The following is a 15,124-nucleotide window of genomic DNA, read 5'->3' as shown; positions in this document are numbered from 1 at the left end:
CCGCCGGCCGCAGCGCGCGGGCGCAGGTCACCAGGTCAGCTGTGCGCGCCCAGCTCGTTGCGGCCGAACTCCTGGAGGAAGCGCGGCCCGTCCGCGGCCAGCTGACGCCCGAAGCTCGCGCTCCAGTGCCGGAACGGGGTGCCCGCGAGGGAGTCGTTGGCGAACCGGGCGTCGTCGGTGACCTCGGTGACGCAGAAGTCCGGGATGGTCAGGTCGGTGACCGGGCCACCGCGCTCGCACTCAGCGATGATCAGCGGGTGGTTGCGGCCGAGGAACGAGTCGATCACCCAGCCGTCGGTCCCCAGCCACAGCGAGTAGCGGAGCTTGGCGACGAGGTCACCACCGAGGCGCACCATCGCCAGCCCGGCGGTGACGTCGAGCTCGCGCTCCGCCTCGTAACGGGTGCCGCCCACGTACGGACCCTTGGCGGTCAGCGCGCAGAAGGTGAACGAGTCGGCGAGCCGCTCGAGCACGTCGTACTCGTCGACCTCGACGGGCAGCGGCTCGTCCGGGGCCGGGCCCTGGAGACGGATGCGCAGGGCGTACCCGTCGGCGGCGAGGAAGTAGCTCTGGACGATGACCGAGGGGCCCGGCTCGTCGCGCAGCTGCGCCGGCAGCTCGCGCACGACGAACTTGCGCTCGAACTCGAAGTCACCGAAACCGGTGTCGCTCATGGCGTCAGGCTACGGGCCGCAGGCGTGGTTCGGCCGCAGACGCGGCCGAACCACGCCTCATCAGCGCACCCGGACGGTGGCGAGGTCCAGGCCCGGCAGGTAGCCGTCGTCACCGGTGTAGATCGCGGAGACGATCGTGNCCCCCCCCCCCCCCACGCCTCATCAGCGCACCCGGACGGTGGCGAGGTCCAGGCCCGGCAGGTAGCCGTCGTCACCGGTGTAGATCGCGGAGACGATCGTGAGCGAGCTCAGCGCCGGCAGCTGGACGTCGGCGGTACCGTCCGCCTGCAGCGGCACCGTGGCGACGTGCCGCAGCCCGGCGTAGACCTGCACCGATCCGGTCGGCACCGGTGCCTGCCCGCGACCGAGCACCTCGACGGTGATCTCCGGCGCGGTGCCCCGCGGCACCTGCCAGGACTCGGCGCTGATGCTCACCCGTGACACCAGCGGCCGCACCGTGTAGCTGGTCGTGGTGCTCGTGGAGGCGGCGACCTCGCCGCCGCCGGTGTAGACGGCGGTGAGGCGGTGGGTGCCGGCGGCCAGGTCGGCCGGCAGGTCGAGCGTCAGCTGCCCGGTCCTCCCGTCGATGACCAGCTCACCGGCGGCGATCACCTCGTCACCTTCACGGATCTCCACGGTGCCTGACGGCGCGTCTGCGTCGGCGTCGACGGTCACCTGCGCCGTCGTGCTGGTGCCGTAGGTCCCGAGCCGGCTGCCGAGCCGCAGCGTCGTGCGCGACGGCGCGGCCGCGACATCGACGACGACCGGCTCGCTCACGGAGGGTTCCCACAGCTCGGACTCCGGGACGAACGCGGCGGTCAGCGAGTGGCTGCCGGCACCGAGGGGGGTGGCGATGCTCGCTGAGCCGGCCTCGACCGTGGCCGAGCCGAGCTCGTGCTCGCCGTCGTGGAAGGTCACCGTGCCCTCCGCCTCGGCGGGTGCGACGGTTGCGCTCAGCGCGAGCTCGGAGCCGACGACCGGCTCCCCGGTGACGGTGAGCGTCGTCGTCGTCGGCGTGGTCTCCACCTCGGGGACGGTGATGTCGACGACCTGCGCGCGCGCCCCGAGCTCATTGTGCGAGTGCAGCACGAGCAGCGGGCCAGGCTCGGTGGCGCCGGCGGCGCGGTGGACGGTGAGATCGGTGCCGGTGGGGGACCACATCGCGTTGAGCTCACCGCCGGTCGTCCACACGTCCGGGGCATAGGGGTCGTAGCTCACCGGCTCGACGGAGTCGATGACGCCGTCACCGCTGGGGGCGTACTGCGAGGAGGTCCACACCGTGAACGTCGGCACCGTGCCGGGCTCGATGAGCCCGAGCGGGATCGGGGCGACGAGCACGTTGTTGTCGAACACCGTCGAGTCGACGTCGCCCCACGTCCCGTTGATCGCGGAGAGGGAGATCGACTGCCCGGTCTCGTAGTCGAAGGTGATCGCGAGCGTGACGTCGACCGTGGTGTCGTACTTCTGCACCACCGTCTGCAGGTCGGGCACGCCGTCGCCGTCGAGGTCGGTGTCGATGACCGGCACCGTGGTCGTGCCGAGGGTGGGCCACTCGCCCTCCACCGCGATGCCGACACCGAGGTAGCCGAGCCAGGGGGCCTCACCGGCTGCCTCGAGCTGCGGCGCGGTCGACATCATTCCGACGTACCGGATGTCGCCCGCCGCCACCTGCGTCGGCGACGTCGCGATGCCCGGGGACGCCTCCAGCTTCGGGCTGGTGGCGACGAGCTCGAGCACCGAGGCCAGCGAGGTCCAGCCGCCGGAGTCGACCGGGCGGCCGGTGAGCTCGAGCGGAGCGCTGAGCGCGTCGGCGGCCGGCATCACGACCGGCTCGGCGGACACCTCGGAGACGAGCCGGGGGGCGGCGTGGACCGGGACCACCAGGGTGTCGCCCTCGCCCCGAGGGGCGAGCACGACCCGGCCGGCGAGCGTGGCGACGAACTCCCGGGCGACGCCGATACCGGAGTCGGGGTCGGACGTCGGGTCGATCTCCCGGGCGAGGGTCGCCGGGTCCGCGGTGAGGGTCACCGTCACCGTCTGGCTGCGGCCCGGCGGCACCGTGATGGAGGCCGGCGAGGTCGTGATGGTCGCACCGCCGGTGGTCGAGGCCGCCTCGAACCGCGGCAGGAACCGCACGGGGGCGCGGGACGCGACATTTTCCACGGTGATGGTGCGACTCGCGACGACGGTCTCCTCGCCGACGTCGACGACCCCGAAGTTCACCGACACCAGGTCCGGCGCAGCGGAGTCGTAGGCGATAGCACCGGTGGTGACAGCCTCACGGGCGTCCACCCGTCCGGCGCCGATCCGCTCGGGACCGAACAGCGGCCCGCTGGGGCCGGGGTCGCGCAGGACATCGTGGACGGCGGTGTTCATGATCGCGGCCTTGGCCTCGACCGGGGTCCACGTCGGGTTCGCGCCGCGGACGAGCGCGGCGATGCCGGCCACGTGCGGCGAGGCCATCGATGTCCCGGTGAGCGTGTGCGCGAGCGTGCCGGCCCCGGACGCTGCCGAGGAGATCGAGGTCCCCGGCGCGGCGACGTCCGGCTTGACCACTCCGAGCGAGCCGTGGGCGCCGCGGGAGGACCCTGGGTTGAGGGTGTCGGCGACGGTGGGGTCGGCGACGAACTCGGCGCCGGTGTAGGACGGGCCGACCCGCACCTCGAGCGTGCCGGCCTCGATCTCCGGCAGCAGGAGGTCGGTGGTGGCGGCGGTCAGCTGGCCGCCGGGCGTCTGCGCGTCACCGGCGATACCGGCGGCGAAGATCGGGTCCTCGGTGCCGATGAGGACGCCGGCCGCGCCGGCGGCGGTGGCGTTCGCCCAGCGCGCACCGCTGCCGCAGGCCCGGGTGGCGTCGTTGTCGTCCCAGTAGAGCCAGACGATCTCGCCGGCGATCTGCTCGGCATAGGGGGTGAGCGGCTCGCAGCCGTCGACGGCCGCACCGAGGTAGATCACCCGGCCCTCGGCGTCCTCGCTGCCGGCGTAGGCGACGGTGTTCTGCATGGCGTGCTGGCCGAGCAGCGACTCGTCGGCCGCGGCGGTCACCTCGACGGCGTCGAAGGTCATCGTGCCGCCGACCGAGTTCGCGACGGCGAGCGCGCTGCGCGAGTTGCCCGGGGAGCCACCGACGTCGGTAGCGTCGCCGCTGTTGCCGGCGGACATCACCGACAGCGTGCCGAGCTCGGCGAGCCGGTCGACGAAGAGGTTCTCCGGGTCGTCGACCGGGGCGGCCGAGGCGCCGAGCGAGAGGTTGATGACGTCGAGCCGGTCGTTGAAGTCGAGGTCGCCGTTGGGGTCGGCCGCCCACTCGAGGGCGTCGATGGTCACGCCGGTCGAGCCGCCCTGGTCCCCGAAGACCTTGAGCGCGTAGATGCCGGCCTCGGGCGCCGAGCCTGGCCCGACCTGCCAGTCGCTGGTGTCCTCGAGACCGCCGTAGTCGCCCCGGAAGGTCTCGCCGTCCGGGGTGACGCCGTAGCCGGCGGCGGTGCCCGCGACGTGCGTGCCGTGCCCGCTGTTCTCGCCGGTGTAGAGCGCGTCGATGGGGTTCTCGTCCGGCTCGGGGATCAGCGTGGTACCGGGGATGCGGCCCGACGCGTCGTAGTTGGGGCCGGCGAAGTCGTAGCCGCCGAGGAACTTCGCGTCGTCGAAGAGCCCCTCAGGGACCGGTCCGGCGCCGTCCTCGCCATAGGCGGCCGCGTACGCCTCGGCGGTGCCCGGCCCACCGAACGCGGCGTGGGTGTAGTCCAGCCCGGTGTCGATGACCCCCATCCGGATGCCCTCACCGGTCTCGCCGTAGGCCTCCCACACCTCGGCGGCACGGGTGAAGCTGTTGGTGCCCTTGTTCTGCGGCTCCTTGAGGGTCACCAGGTGGACCGCGACGACGTCGTCGGACTCCGCGAGCGCCCGGATCTGGTCGGCGTCACCGGTGACCACGGTGCCTGCGACGAGGTTGCTCGTCACCGACAGCCGCTGCGGCGCGGCGCTGCGGGTCTGGAGCCTCGCAGCGTCCTGCGGCACGACCGCGGCCGCGAGCTGCTCCACCTCCTCGACCGCCGCTCCGGCGGCCGCCACCGAGCCGCCCTCCTCGACGACGTCGAGCGCGGAGGGCGCGGCGAGCTGGACGAAGGCGGTGATCGGACCGTCGGCCGCCCGGAGCGTCTGGCTCACCTTGTGCCCGGCATCGATGCCGGGCAGCGAGAGGTCGGGCGGCGGATCGTTCGCGGCGCCAGCGGGTACTGCCCCGAGCGCGGCGACGGCGGCGAGCGCCAGGGTGGACAGGACGGCCGTCAGCGAGCGACGCATCTCGGGACTCATTTCGCCGGAGGACCCACGCCGCGGGTCGGTTCGGCGGGGGCACCACGGCATCACTGCCGCGGAGCTGCGACCAACGTAGCGTCCCCCTGAGACACCCGTCACCCCACCCGGCCGCGAATCTCAGTCTCGAAGACCCGGGCCGGCCGGCCGGCTGGCACGCAGCGCACCGGCGGTGGCCACGACGACGAGCGCGATGCCGCCGAGCTCGGCGGGTGCCAGCGCCTGACCGAGCACGACGAAGCCGGCGAGGGTGGCGATCACCGGCGCCAGGCTCATCATCACCGCGAAGACACCGGGCGGGATCCGGCGCAGCGCGGCCATCTCGAGGCTGTACGGCAGCGCCGAGGAGAGCACGGCGACGAGGACACCGACACCGAGGACGCTGGGGACCAGCAGCTCGCTCCCGCCATCGAGGATCCCTGGCACAAGGGTCAGCAGCGCGGCGACCGCCATCGCCAGCGACAGCCCGTCGGCGCGGGCGAAGCGGCGGCCGACGTCGGCGCTCAGCAGGATGTAGGCCGCCCAGGCGGCGCCGGCGACGAGCGCGAGGACGACCCCGGCGATGTCGAGGTCGCTGAAGTCGCCGCCGCCGAGGGTGGCGACCCCGGCGAGCGCGAGCAGCGCCCACAGCACGCTGCTCGCCCGGCGCCGGGTGACCACCGAGAGGGCGAGCGGCCCGAGCACCTCGAAGGTCACCGCCACGCCGATGGGAAGGCGGGCGATCGAGTGGTAGAACGTCGTGTTCATCACCGCGAGCGACGTGCCGAGCGCGACCACCGCGAGCCAGTCCGCCCGCGACCGTCCCCTGACCCGTGGCCGGAGCACCGCGAGGAGGATGACGGCGGCACAGCTGAGCCGCAGGGTGATCGCGCCCCCGGCGCCCACGCGCGGGAAGATCAGGGCCGCGACGGCGGAACCGAACTGGGTGGACACCGACGCGGCGAGCACCAGTCCGATCGCGACGACGCGCCCGCTCGGCGGGGTTCGGGGCACCGGGCCACCCTAGCCGCGCGGTGATGGCGGGCATCTCGCCAGACCGGTCCGTTCGGCCAGGTTCAACCGGCCACAGCGAGCACGACGAGCTCCCGTGACGCAGAATCAGGTGGGACAACGGATGCCGAGGCGAAGGGGCTGCGGCCGATGCCCGCTACCGAGAAGAAGCTGGTCTGGTGGGGCTATCTCATCCTTGGCGCTCTGCTGGTCGCGATGGGGCTGTTCCTTCTCGACCTCGCCCCCGGTGCCAGTTCCGAGTCCAGGCAGGCCAGGGGATACGTGCTGGCATGGATAAGTCTCATCGCCGGCCCGTTCATGGTCTTGTACGGGATCTCGCTCAAGCTCCGCGGCAAGAGCCGCGGATAGCGCGGCGGGCTCCACTCGCCCGGCCCTCGGTAGCGCTGCTCCCCGTGGACCTGAGGACCACGCCCCGGACGAGCGCCATGCCCCCTCCCCTATCGCTCCGACGCAAACTATCCGATACTTCGAGTACCGGTAACGACGCTGGGAGGCGATCATGGCCAGCACGACGCAGGTATCGGAGCGCGAGTCACGGCAGGTGGCCGAGCAGGCCCGGGAGACGCAGTGGCGTCAGCCGAGCTTCGCCAAGGAGCTCTACCTCGGCCGGTTCCGGCCCGAGCTCATCGACCCGCACCCCCGCCTGGACCCGGCGGCGATCCGCCGCGGCGAGGCGTTCCTCGCTCGGCTCCGGGAGTTCCTCAGCACCGTCGACGGCGAGGCCATCGAGCGCGAGGCCCGCATCCCGCAGGACGTGCTCGACGGGCTCGCCGCGGTAGGGGCGTTCGGCATGAAGATCCCCGAGGAGTACGGCGGCATCGGGCTCGGCCAGGTGTACTACAACCGCGCGCTCATGCTCGTGGGCACCACCAACCCGTCGCTCGGGGCGCTGCTGTCCGCGCACCAGTCGATCGGGGTGCCCGAGCCGGTGAAGCAGTTCGGCACCGAGGAGCAGAAGGTCGCCTACCTGCCGCGCTGCGCGGCGGGCGCCGTCTCCGCGTTCCTCCTCACCGAGCCGGACGTCGGCTCCGACCCCGCCCGGCTGCAGCTTCGCGCCACCCCGACGCCGGACGGCGGTTACGTCCTCGACGGCACCAAGCTGTGGGCGACCAACGGCGCCATCGCCGAGCTGCTCGTCGTCATGGCCCGGGTTCCCACGGAGGACGGCCGGCGCGGCGGGATCACCGCGTTCGTCGTCGAGGCCGACGCCCCGGGCGTCACCGTCACCCACCGCAACGCCTTCATGGGCCTGCGCGGCCTGGAGAACAGCGTCACCCGGTTCGACGGGGTCCGGGTGAGCCGGGACGCGGTGCTGGGCGGCGAGGGCACCGGCCTGAAGATCGCCCTCACCACGCTCAACACCGGCCGGCTGTCGATCCCCGCGCTGTGCGTCGGGGCGAGCAAGTGGTCGCTGAAGATCGGCCGGGAGTGGGCTCGGGAGCGGGTGCAGTGGGGCCGGCCGGTCGGTGAGCACGCCGCGGTGGCCCACAAGATCGCCTTCATGGCCACCAACACCTACGCGCAGGAGGCGGTGCTCGAGCTCACCGGCCACCTTGCCGACGCCGGGGTCACCGACATCCGGATCGAGGCGGCGCTGGCCAAGCTCTACACCTCCGAACGCGCGTGGCGGGTGGCCGACGAGCTGGTGCAGGTCCGCGGCGGGCGCGGCTACGAGACGGCGGCGTCGCTGGCGGCGCGCGGTGAGCGCGCGGTGCCGGTCGAGCAGGTGCTGCGCGACCTGCGGATCAACCGGATCTTCGAGGGCTCCACCGAGATCATGCACCTGCTCATCGCACGGGAGGCGGTCGACACCCACCTGTCGGTGGCCGGCGACATCATCGACCCCGACACCAGCCCGGGGGAGAAGGCATCCGCGGCGCTGGACGCGGCGAAGTTCTACGCCACCTGGTTGCCCACGCTCTACGCCGGCCGCGGCCAGCTGCCTGGCAGCTACGACCAGTTCGGCACGCTCGCGCGCCACCTGCGGTTCGTCGAGCGGTCCTCGCGGCGGCTGGCCCGCTCGACCTTCTATGGCATGGCGCGCTGGCAGGGCGGGCTGGAGAAGAAGCAGGGCTTCCTCGGCCGGGTCGTCGACATCGGCGCCGAGCTGTTCGCGATGACGGCGGTGTGCGTACGCGCCCGCATGCAGGCTGCCGACGGGCAACCGGGCAGCACCCGGCTTGCCGACGCCTACTGCCGGCAGGCCCGGCTCGAGGTCGACCGCCTGTTCCGGGCGCTGTGGTCCAACAACGACGTCGACGACGAACGCCTCGCCCGAGAGGTCCTCGCCGGGGAGCACGCCTGGGCGGAGGACGGCGTCCTCGACCCGTCGGAGGGCACCGGGCCGTGGATCGCCGAGCCGTCGTGACCAGCGGCTGCGGGTCCCTACCGGCCGAGCACCGCGCGGGCGGCGAGCGCCCGGACCGCCGGTGCGGCCGCCGGTTGGTCTCCGGTCTGCTCCCGGGGTGAGCCCTCACGGAACGCGTCGACGACGATCCCCAGCACTATGCCGGTCGCCCGGGCGCCCTGCCGCACCGCCCAGGTGTCGATCAGCGCGTCGGCGCCGATCCGCCAGCCCGCCTCGGACAGCAGTCGGGCGGTGACCTCGTGCGCGTCATCCCGGCCCGCCGCCACGCACAGCAGCCAGACAGCGCCCGCCTCCTGCTCGAAGTCGTCACGGCCGAGCGGGAGCGCACCGGCGATGTGCGCCGCGAGCGCGGCGGCGTCGGTCGCCACCCGACGTCCCGCGGGGGTCCGCACCAGCCGTCCCCGGTCCTTGCGCACCAGGCGTAGTGCCCGCGCCGTCTCCCGGAGCCGGGCGACCGGCACGGTCTGGTCCTCCCGGTCGGTCCGTCCCGGCCACCAGTGGTCGACGCCGAGCGCCTGCGCCAGCTCCTGGACGACGACGGGCCGCAACCGGCCGGCCGCGGTGAGCGAGGTGCCCTCGGGGCCGACCGCGTCGAGCAGCACCTGCCACGGCCGCACCGCCGGGGCGAGGTTTGTCGGTGGCGCCGCCGCGGCCGACCGGGCGAGCTCGGCGAGCAGCGCGAGGTCCTCGCCGCCGAGCCGGCCCGCCAACGAGCGCAGCGCGACGACCGGCGTGCTCATGAGGTCGGCGACCGCCGCCGCGCCCTCACTCACGGCCGCCATCGCGGCGGTCGCCTCGGCGGGGTCGAAGCGGGCCGGGTCGAAACCGGCCGGCAGCCAGTCGCGGTACTGGTCGAGCAGTGCCGACTGCTCAGCGTCCGGGTCCGTGGCCGCCAGGGCGGCGACCAGCTCGCTGTAGGTCCACTGACCGCCGACGTCCTCCGGTGGGCAGGCACCCCGCCCGTCCAGGCACCTCGCGGCGGGTTCGTCGCCGGAGGCTGGCTGGACGTCGTCGACGGTGAGCGTGTGCTGCCAGTCGTCGCCGAAGTCGTAGAGGTAGCCAAGGACGTCTCCCGCCTCCCGCAGCACCTGGTCGAGCCGGACGGTGGACTCGCGGACGCCGTCCTCGCCCTCGGCGATGTCGATCTCGGTGACGAACCGCGGCTCGGCCGGCTGGTAGGCGTCAACACCCCGCCAGAAGCGGTGCAGGTGGTAGTTCTCCCAGCCCATTGCTGCCTGGAGCAGCTCGTGCACGACGTCGAGCGTGAGCTCGCCGCGGACCTCCAGCTGCCGCCAGACCGGCGGCTCGACGTCGTCGAGCGTGATCGTCAGCCTGGTGATGACGGCGTGGCTCGGTCCGGGCAGCAACGCGTCGGTCATCACGTCATCTCCTCGGTAGCACGGCGTTCCCGCCAGGCTATCGCCGCGCGGCCGTCAGCCGCCGAGCTCGACGCCGACGAACCCGTGGACCAGCACGATCACCAGAACGACGACGAACCCGGTCACCACAGCACCGGGCCGCCCGACGTCGTAGCCGCGCTCGAGGTGCGGCGTGCGGCGCCAGAAGAACGTCGCCATCGGTGCGAACACCAGGGCGGTGCCCGGCCCGATGATGGTCCACAGCAGAACCTCGCCGTCGGCCCCGGCGGCGAGCGCGACCGCTGCGTAGGTGACGAGCAGGACGCCGGTCGCCACCAGCCACGTCCACACCGAGGCCGCGACGATACCGGCGGGCTCCGAGAGCGCCCGGGTGATCTCCCGGCACAGCAGGTACGCGTTGAGGAACATCCCGGCGAGCCCGACGACGAAGGCGAGCACCGAGCCCCACAGCGGCACGCCCCAGATCTCGAATGCCACCGCGGTGTCACCGACCGGCGCGACGAGGCTGATCATCAGGTAGCCGAAGGCACCCTGGAGCGACGCCAGCCCCGCCCAGACGACCAGCGCCCGGAGGTACCCGCTCGCCACCGCCCGCCCGAGCAGGTACAGCACCGCGCCGAGCACGAGCGAGAACACCGGCCCGGCGATGGCGATGAGCGCAAGGTTCGCGTCGGTCGTCGCCGGATGGTCGGCCATCGCCCCGGTGACGGTCGCCGAACCGGTGAGCAGCAGCGCGACGACGGCGTGCGCGTACTCGTGCAGCTGGATCTGCGCCATGGCCGCCGTGGCGGCCACCAGAGCGGTGAGCCCGATGATCGCCCCCCGCGACGGTGCTGATCGTCGGACGGCTGCCGCTTGCTGGTCGGTTCGTTCCGTCATGTCCTCGCCCCCGAGATCGACATTGGCACCGCTGGGCGCCGACAGTAGCAGGGGCTCTCGCGACCGGCTGGCACCAGCCGGTCGCGGCCGCGAGGTGAGTGGCAGCGGTCAGGCTCCCTGCGGCGGCTCGCCCGCTCCGGCGAACCGGCGCGCGACCGTCTGGAGGTAGGCCACCAGCTCCGGTGGCGACTCGACGGTGAAGTCGGCGTCGAGCTCGGCGAGCATCCCGGCGAGCACGTGGAGCGAGTCACCGTCCAGCCGGAGCCGCGACGTGCGCGGGTCCACCGCCTCGACCTCGCCGTGGGTACGCCAGCGCCGCATCACCTCGCTGTCGACCGGTTCGTGGACGAGGATCGCGGCCTTGTCCTTCCACAGCGCCCGCACCCTGGCGACGAGGTAGGCGCCGGCGTCGTCCTCGGGCAGCTGCCGTGCGGTGAACCGGCGGCCCAGCGGGACCCGGGGGCGCAGCCGGTCGACCCGGAAGGTGCGCCAGTCCTGGCGGGTGAGGTCCCACGCGACGAGGTACCAGTGCCCGACCCACGTCACCAGCCGGTAGGGCTCTACCTCCCGCAGCGATGCTGCGCCGTCGCCCCCGACGTAGTCGAACCGGACGACGAAGCTGTCCCGGCAGGCGCCGGCCAGGGTGACGAGGACGCTCGGCTCGACGACGGCGGAGCCCGGCACATGGACCACGCTGGCGCCGAGCTGCTGGCTGCGGGCCCGCATGCCGGCAGGCAGGATCTGCTCCAGCTTGCCCAGCGCCCGCAGTGCTGCCTCCCCGACGCCGTGGACGTTGCTGCTCGCGGCGGTGCTGAGCCCGATGGCGACGGCGACCGCCTCGTCCGCGGCGAGCTGCAGCGGAGGCAGCCGGGCACCGTCACCCAGCCGGTACCCGCCGCCGGGCCCCTTGATCGCCTGCACTGGGTAGTCGAGGTCCCGGAGCTTGTCGATGTCGCGCCGCAACGTGCGGTCGCTGACCGCCAGTCGGTCCGCGAGCTCACGTCCGGGCCACTCGCGCCGCAGCTGCAGCAGGCTGAGCAGCTCGAGCATCCGGCGGGAGGAGTCGGCCATGTGGTCAGCCTGCCTGGGGCAGCGGACACAGGGTGTCCGGTACCGCTCGTAGCGTCATGAATGTCCGGTCCGGCCTCGGAAGGAACATGACATGGATCCCCATCTGCTCGACGACTTCGCTGCTCGGAGCGTTGGTGTGACCTTGGCGGAGCTCACCCGGAAGCAGCGTATGCCCGCCTCCGGACGCGCCATTCGCCCACCACGCACCCGCCGCGGACGCAGCTCGCTCCGCCGCCGGTCGACACCGGGGCGGCGGCAACCAACGACCCGCCGGCCGGCGCGGCTGACCACGGCCATCGGCGGTGCCGCCCTCGTCGGGCTGCCGTCGGTGGTGGTGATCTCACAGATGCTCCGTTGAGCGGCGCCAGAACCCAGCTGCCGACGCCTGCTGTCATGCAAGGAGTCTTCCTAAAGAAGTCTTGCGCAAGGCTTCTTTAGCATCTAGGGTTTGGGGCATGAGCCCGAAGAAGTACGAGTCGATCTCCGATCCCGAGCGCATCCGCGCCATGGCCCACCCCCTCCGCCTGGAGCTCCTCGATGTGCTTCACGAGGTCGGGGAGGCGACCGCGACCGAGTGCGCAGCGCGTGTCGGTGAGTCGGTGGCCAGCTGCTCCTTCCACCTGCGGACCCTGGAGAAGTACGGCTACGTCGAGCGCGCCGAGCCCCGTGGCCGGGAGAAGCCGTGGCGGGTGGTGCACCGGTCCCTGCGCACCGAGCCGGCGCCGGACGTCCCGGGGTCGTTGCACGCCACCACCGAGCTCGCCCGGATGTCCTTCGGCCGCCAGGCGGAGCGGCTCGCCGCGGCTCTCGACCACCTGCCCCGGGAGCCGCAGGAGTGGCTCGACGCGACGGCCCTGATCACCTCGACCGTCTGGGCGACCGCCGAGGAGGCCGCCGATCTCGCTCGGGGGATCAAGGAGCTCCTCGACGGACTCGCCGAGCGCGAGGACGATCCGGCGTCGCGCCCCGCGGGCGTCCGCCGTGTCCGCCTCCTCTCGGCGGTCTATGCCGACCCGCCCTCGGAGACACCGTGAGTGCCACCGGCGCTCCCGCGCGCCGCGGCCCGTCCGCGCTGCGCCACCGGGGCTTTCGTCAGCTGAGCGTCGCCTGGGTGTTCACCAACGTCGCCGACAGCGCCCTTTACCTCATGGTGGCGGTGTGGGTGAAGGAGCTCACCGGCTCCGACGGCGCGGCCGCCGCCGTGTTCGCGGCCCTCGGGCTGCCGGCCTTCGTCGCCCCGTTCATCGGCCAGCTGGTCGACCGTGTCTCCCGCAAGCGGCTCCTCGCCGTGGCGAACGCGCTCATGGCTCCCGTCGTCCTCAGCCTCGTGCTCGTCACGGGCCCCGGCGACCTCTGGCTCGTCTACGTGGTCACTTTCGCCTACGGCGCCATGGGCTACGTCACCGCCGCCGCACAGTCCGGCCTCATCCGCGACCTCCTCGACGACGACGACCTCCCCGGCGGCAACGCCCTGCTGAGCACGGTCGACCAGGCCTTCCGCCTGCTCTCCCCGCTGCTCGGTACCGGCCTGTACGTGCTCGCCGGGCCGCGCGCTGTCGTCGTCCTCACAACGGTCTGCTTCGCGGTCACCGCCGTGCTGCTCACGCGACTCACGGTCACCGAGAGCCCAGGCGAGCCCGCGTCCGGCGCGTACCGGTCGCAGCTCGCCGGCGGCTTCCGCCACCTGACCCGGATGGCACCGCTCGGCGTGCTGACCATCGCGCTCGCCATCGGGGTTGGAGCGACGGGCCTGACCAACGTCGCCGTCTTCCCGGTGATGGAGCAGGGGCTCGGGGTCGATCCCGCGATGCTCGGCGTGCTCGTCAGCCTTCAGGGGATCGGCGCCGTCGGCGGCGGCCTCACCTCGGCCCGGCTGATCCGCCGGTGGGGGGAGCCGCGGCTCATCACCGTCGGGCTGCTGACCATGGCCATGGGCATGACCCCATTGGCCTTCGCCGGGACGATCGGTGGCGGCGCCGACCTCGGCGTGGTCATGCTCGGCCTGGTGACCGTCGGAGCAGGCGCGCCGTGGATGATCGTCGCCTTCGTCACGCTGCGCCAGCGACTCACGCCACCACGCCTGCAGGGCCGCGTGGCCGCCGCCTCGAACGTGGCACTCAACCTGCCGCAGACCCTCCTGACCATGGCGGGTGCCGCGGCCATCGGCGTGGTCGACTACCGGCTGTTCATCCTCACCACGATCGTGCTCCTGCTGCTGGCGACCGTCGTCGCCGGCCGGGTCGGCCGTGGTGACACCGTCGGGCCGCTCACGGCCGCCCGCCACGACGTCGGAGAGGAGGCATGACCATGCACCCGCACCTGCTCCACGACTTTGCGGCCCGCAGCGTCGGGACGACCCTCGCGGACTACACCCGCGCGGAGCGCACCCCCGCATCCCGGCCCAGGAAGCCGCGCACGACCTTCGGCTGGCCCGGCACCCGGCGCTGAGCCGCCCTGCTGGCCTGCCGGGCCGCGCGGTCATCGCTCGGAGTCAGGCTCTGGTCACTCGTCGCTGACGGTGTACGTGACGGCCATCGTGCGCTGGGACCCGGGCGCCAGCGTGATCGCCTCGTCGAGGACGTTGGCGGTCTCGACGCAGACCATGCCGGGCCACTCGTCGTCGCCGTAGTCGGCCATCGCCGCCGCCTTGTCGATCCAGGGGTTCCACACCACCGTGTGCGCCGATCCCTCCTTGGCGATGCCGATGACCCGGCCACCGGCGGCGTCGTCGACGAGCGCGGTCGCCGTCGAGCGGTAGACCCGGTCGGTCTCCGCCTCGAACGTGACGGCGCCGTGCTGCGTCACGAGATCAGGACCCGCGCCGGGCGCCTTGTCGAGGTAGGCCGCGCCGTCGAGACCGAGAACCCGGGTCGTACGGGCGTCGGCGACCGCGAAGTACGTGTGCAGCGCCTCCTCGTAGGAGAACGCCGAGTCGCCGGTGTTGCGCACCGTGAGGTCGACATGGAGCTCGCGCCCGACCCGCACCGTGTACGTCGCCTCGAAGTCGTGCGGCCACGCCGCCGCCGGCTCGAGGCCGGCGACGTCGGCGGTGGCGAGCTGCAGCGTCAGCGTGACGACGTCGTCGCGATCCTCGGCGCCGACGAGCCGCCAACCGGCGAGCCGGGCGAAGCCGTGGGCCGGCGGTGCCAGCCCGGGCTCCCGCCCGGCGCCGAACCACGGGAAGCAGACCGGGATGCCGCCGCGGATGGCCGAACCGGGCGCGAACTCGGAGTGGTTGCTCATCCAGAGCACCGGCCGCTCACCGGCCGGCGTCCAGGCGGTGACGTGCGCACCGTTGAGATAGAGCTCGGCGGTGGCGGCCGGGGTGGCCACCCGGAGCACCGGCAGGTCACCCTCGCCGGTGGTGAGGGTGACGGAGTCGGGAAGGTCGGTGACCGGGCGGATGCTGTCCATGGCTCGACGGTACT

At 73.0% G+C, this 15,124-nt stretch carries 12 protein-coding genes; 5 read left to right on the top strand and 7 right to left on the bottom strand.

Annotated features, from left to right (window positions below):
- Positions 1-35 precede the first annotated feature (35 nt).
- The 3 genes from V2J52_RS05505 to V2J52_RS05495 all read right to left on the bottom strand — a co-directional run bounded on the left by V2J52_RS05505 (position 36) and on the right by V2J52_RS05495 (position 5,981).
- On the bottom strand, positions 36-674 hold the full coding sequence (locus V2J52_RS05505; RefSeq protein ID WP_331226674.1) for a CYTH domain-containing protein: 639 nt from the start codon (positions 672-674) through the stop codon (positions 36-38).
- 162 nt (positions 675-836) lie between these two features.
- Positions 837-4,976: a S8 family serine peptidase gene (locus V2J52_RS05500; RefSeq protein ID WP_331226673.1), complete on the bottom strand. Its 4,140-nt coding sequence runs from the start codon at positions 4,974-4,976 to the stop codon at positions 837-839.
- Positions 4,977-5,108: 132 nt separating this feature from the next.
- Positions 5,109-5,981, bottom strand: a complete 873-nt coding sequence (locus V2J52_RS05495) for an EamA family transporter (protein WP_331226672.1) — start codon at positions 5,979-5,981, stop codon at positions 5,109-5,111.
- A 147-nt stretch (positions 5,982-6,128) separates the two neighbouring features.
- Between V2J52_RS05495 and V2J52_RS05490 the strand changes: the two genes are divergently transcribed.
- Together V2J52_RS05490 and V2J52_RS05485 are read left to right on the top strand one after the other, a co-directional pair.
- Positions 6,129-6,347 carry a hypothetical protein gene (locus V2J52_RS05490; RefSeq protein WP_331226671.1) on the top strand — a complete coding sequence of 73 codons (219 nt, stop codon included), beginning with the start codon at positions 6,129-6,131 and terminating at the stop codon, positions 6,345-6,347.
- Positions 6,348-6,498: 151 nt separating this feature from the next.
- Complete coding sequence (locus tag V2J52_RS05485) at positions 6,499-8,367, top strand: acyl-CoA dehydrogenase family protein (RefSeq protein WP_331226670.1); 1,869 nt, start codon at positions 6,499-6,501, stop codon at positions 8,365-8,367.
- A 17-nt stretch (positions 8,368-8,384) separates the two neighbouring features.
- Here the strand turns inward: V2J52_RS05485 and V2J52_RS05480 are convergent, their stop codons facing one another.
- The 3 genes from V2J52_RS05480 to V2J52_RS05470 all read right to left on the bottom strand — a co-directional run bounded on the left by V2J52_RS05480 (position 8,385) and on the right by V2J52_RS05470 (position 11,696).
- Positions 8,385-9,746, bottom strand: coding sequence for a plasmid pRiA4b ORF-3 family protein (locus V2J52_RS05480; RefSeq protein ID WP_331226669.1), 1,362 nt, complete (start codon positions 9,744-9,746; stop codon positions 8,385-8,387).
- Positions 9,747-9,800: 54 nt separating this feature from the next.
- Positions 9,801-10,625, bottom strand: a complete 825-nt coding sequence (locus V2J52_RS05475) for a hypothetical protein (protein WP_331226668.1) — start codon at positions 10,623-10,625, stop codon at positions 9,801-9,803.
- Positions 10,626-10,733: 108 nt separating this feature from the next.
- Complete coding sequence (locus V2J52_RS05470; RefSeq protein ID WP_331226667.1) at positions 10,734-11,696, bottom strand: helix-turn-helix transcriptional regulator; 963 nt, start codon at positions 11,694-11,696, stop codon at positions 10,734-10,736.
- A gap of 455 nt (positions 11,697-12,151) precedes the next feature.
- On the opposite strand from V2J52_RS05470, the gene V2J52_RS05465 reads away from it, so the two are divergent.
- Genes V2J52_RS05465 through V2J52_RS05455 form a run of 3 tightly spaced genes read left to right on the top strand, consistent with a single transcriptional unit; the run spans position 12,152 to position 14,144 of the window.
- Positions 12,152-12,730, top strand: a complete 579-nt coding sequence (locus tag V2J52_RS05465; RefSeq protein WP_331226666.1) for an ArsR/SmtB family transcription factor — start codon at positions 12,152-12,154, stop codon at positions 12,728-12,730.
- A complete protein-coding gene (locus tag V2J52_RS05460) occupies positions 12,727-14,001 on the top strand; it encodes an MFS transporter (protein WP_331226665.1) in 1,275 nt (424 codons plus the stop codon). The genes V2J52_RS05465 and V2J52_RS05460 overlap by 4 nt, the downstream gene beginning before the upstream one ends.
- Positions 13,998-14,144 carry a hypothetical protein gene (locus V2J52_RS05455; protein WP_331226664.1) on the top strand — a complete coding sequence of 49 codons (147 nt, stop codon included), beginning with the start codon at positions 13,998-14,000 and terminating at the stop codon, positions 14,142-14,144. The genes V2J52_RS05460 and V2J52_RS05455 overlap by 4 nt, the downstream gene beginning before the upstream one ends.
- Positions 14,145-14,198: 54 nt before the next feature.
- Here V2J52_RS05455 and V2J52_RS05450 read toward each other — a convergent pair whose 3' ends face one another.
- Positions 14,199-15,110, bottom strand: a complete 912-nt coding sequence (locus V2J52_RS05450) for a D-hexose-6-phosphate mutarotase (RefSeq protein WP_331226663.1) — start codon at positions 15,108-15,110, stop codon at positions 14,199-14,201.
- Positions 15,111-15,124: the final 14 nt, after the last annotated feature.

This window comes from Georgenia sunbinii, assembly GCF_036421875.1.
In the GTDB taxonomy this organism is placed as follows: Bacteria; Actinomycetota; Actinomycetes; order Actinomycetales; family Actinomycetaceae; genus Georgenia_B; species Georgenia_B sunbinii.
This window is presented reverse-complemented; position numbering and strand designations above follow the sequence as displayed.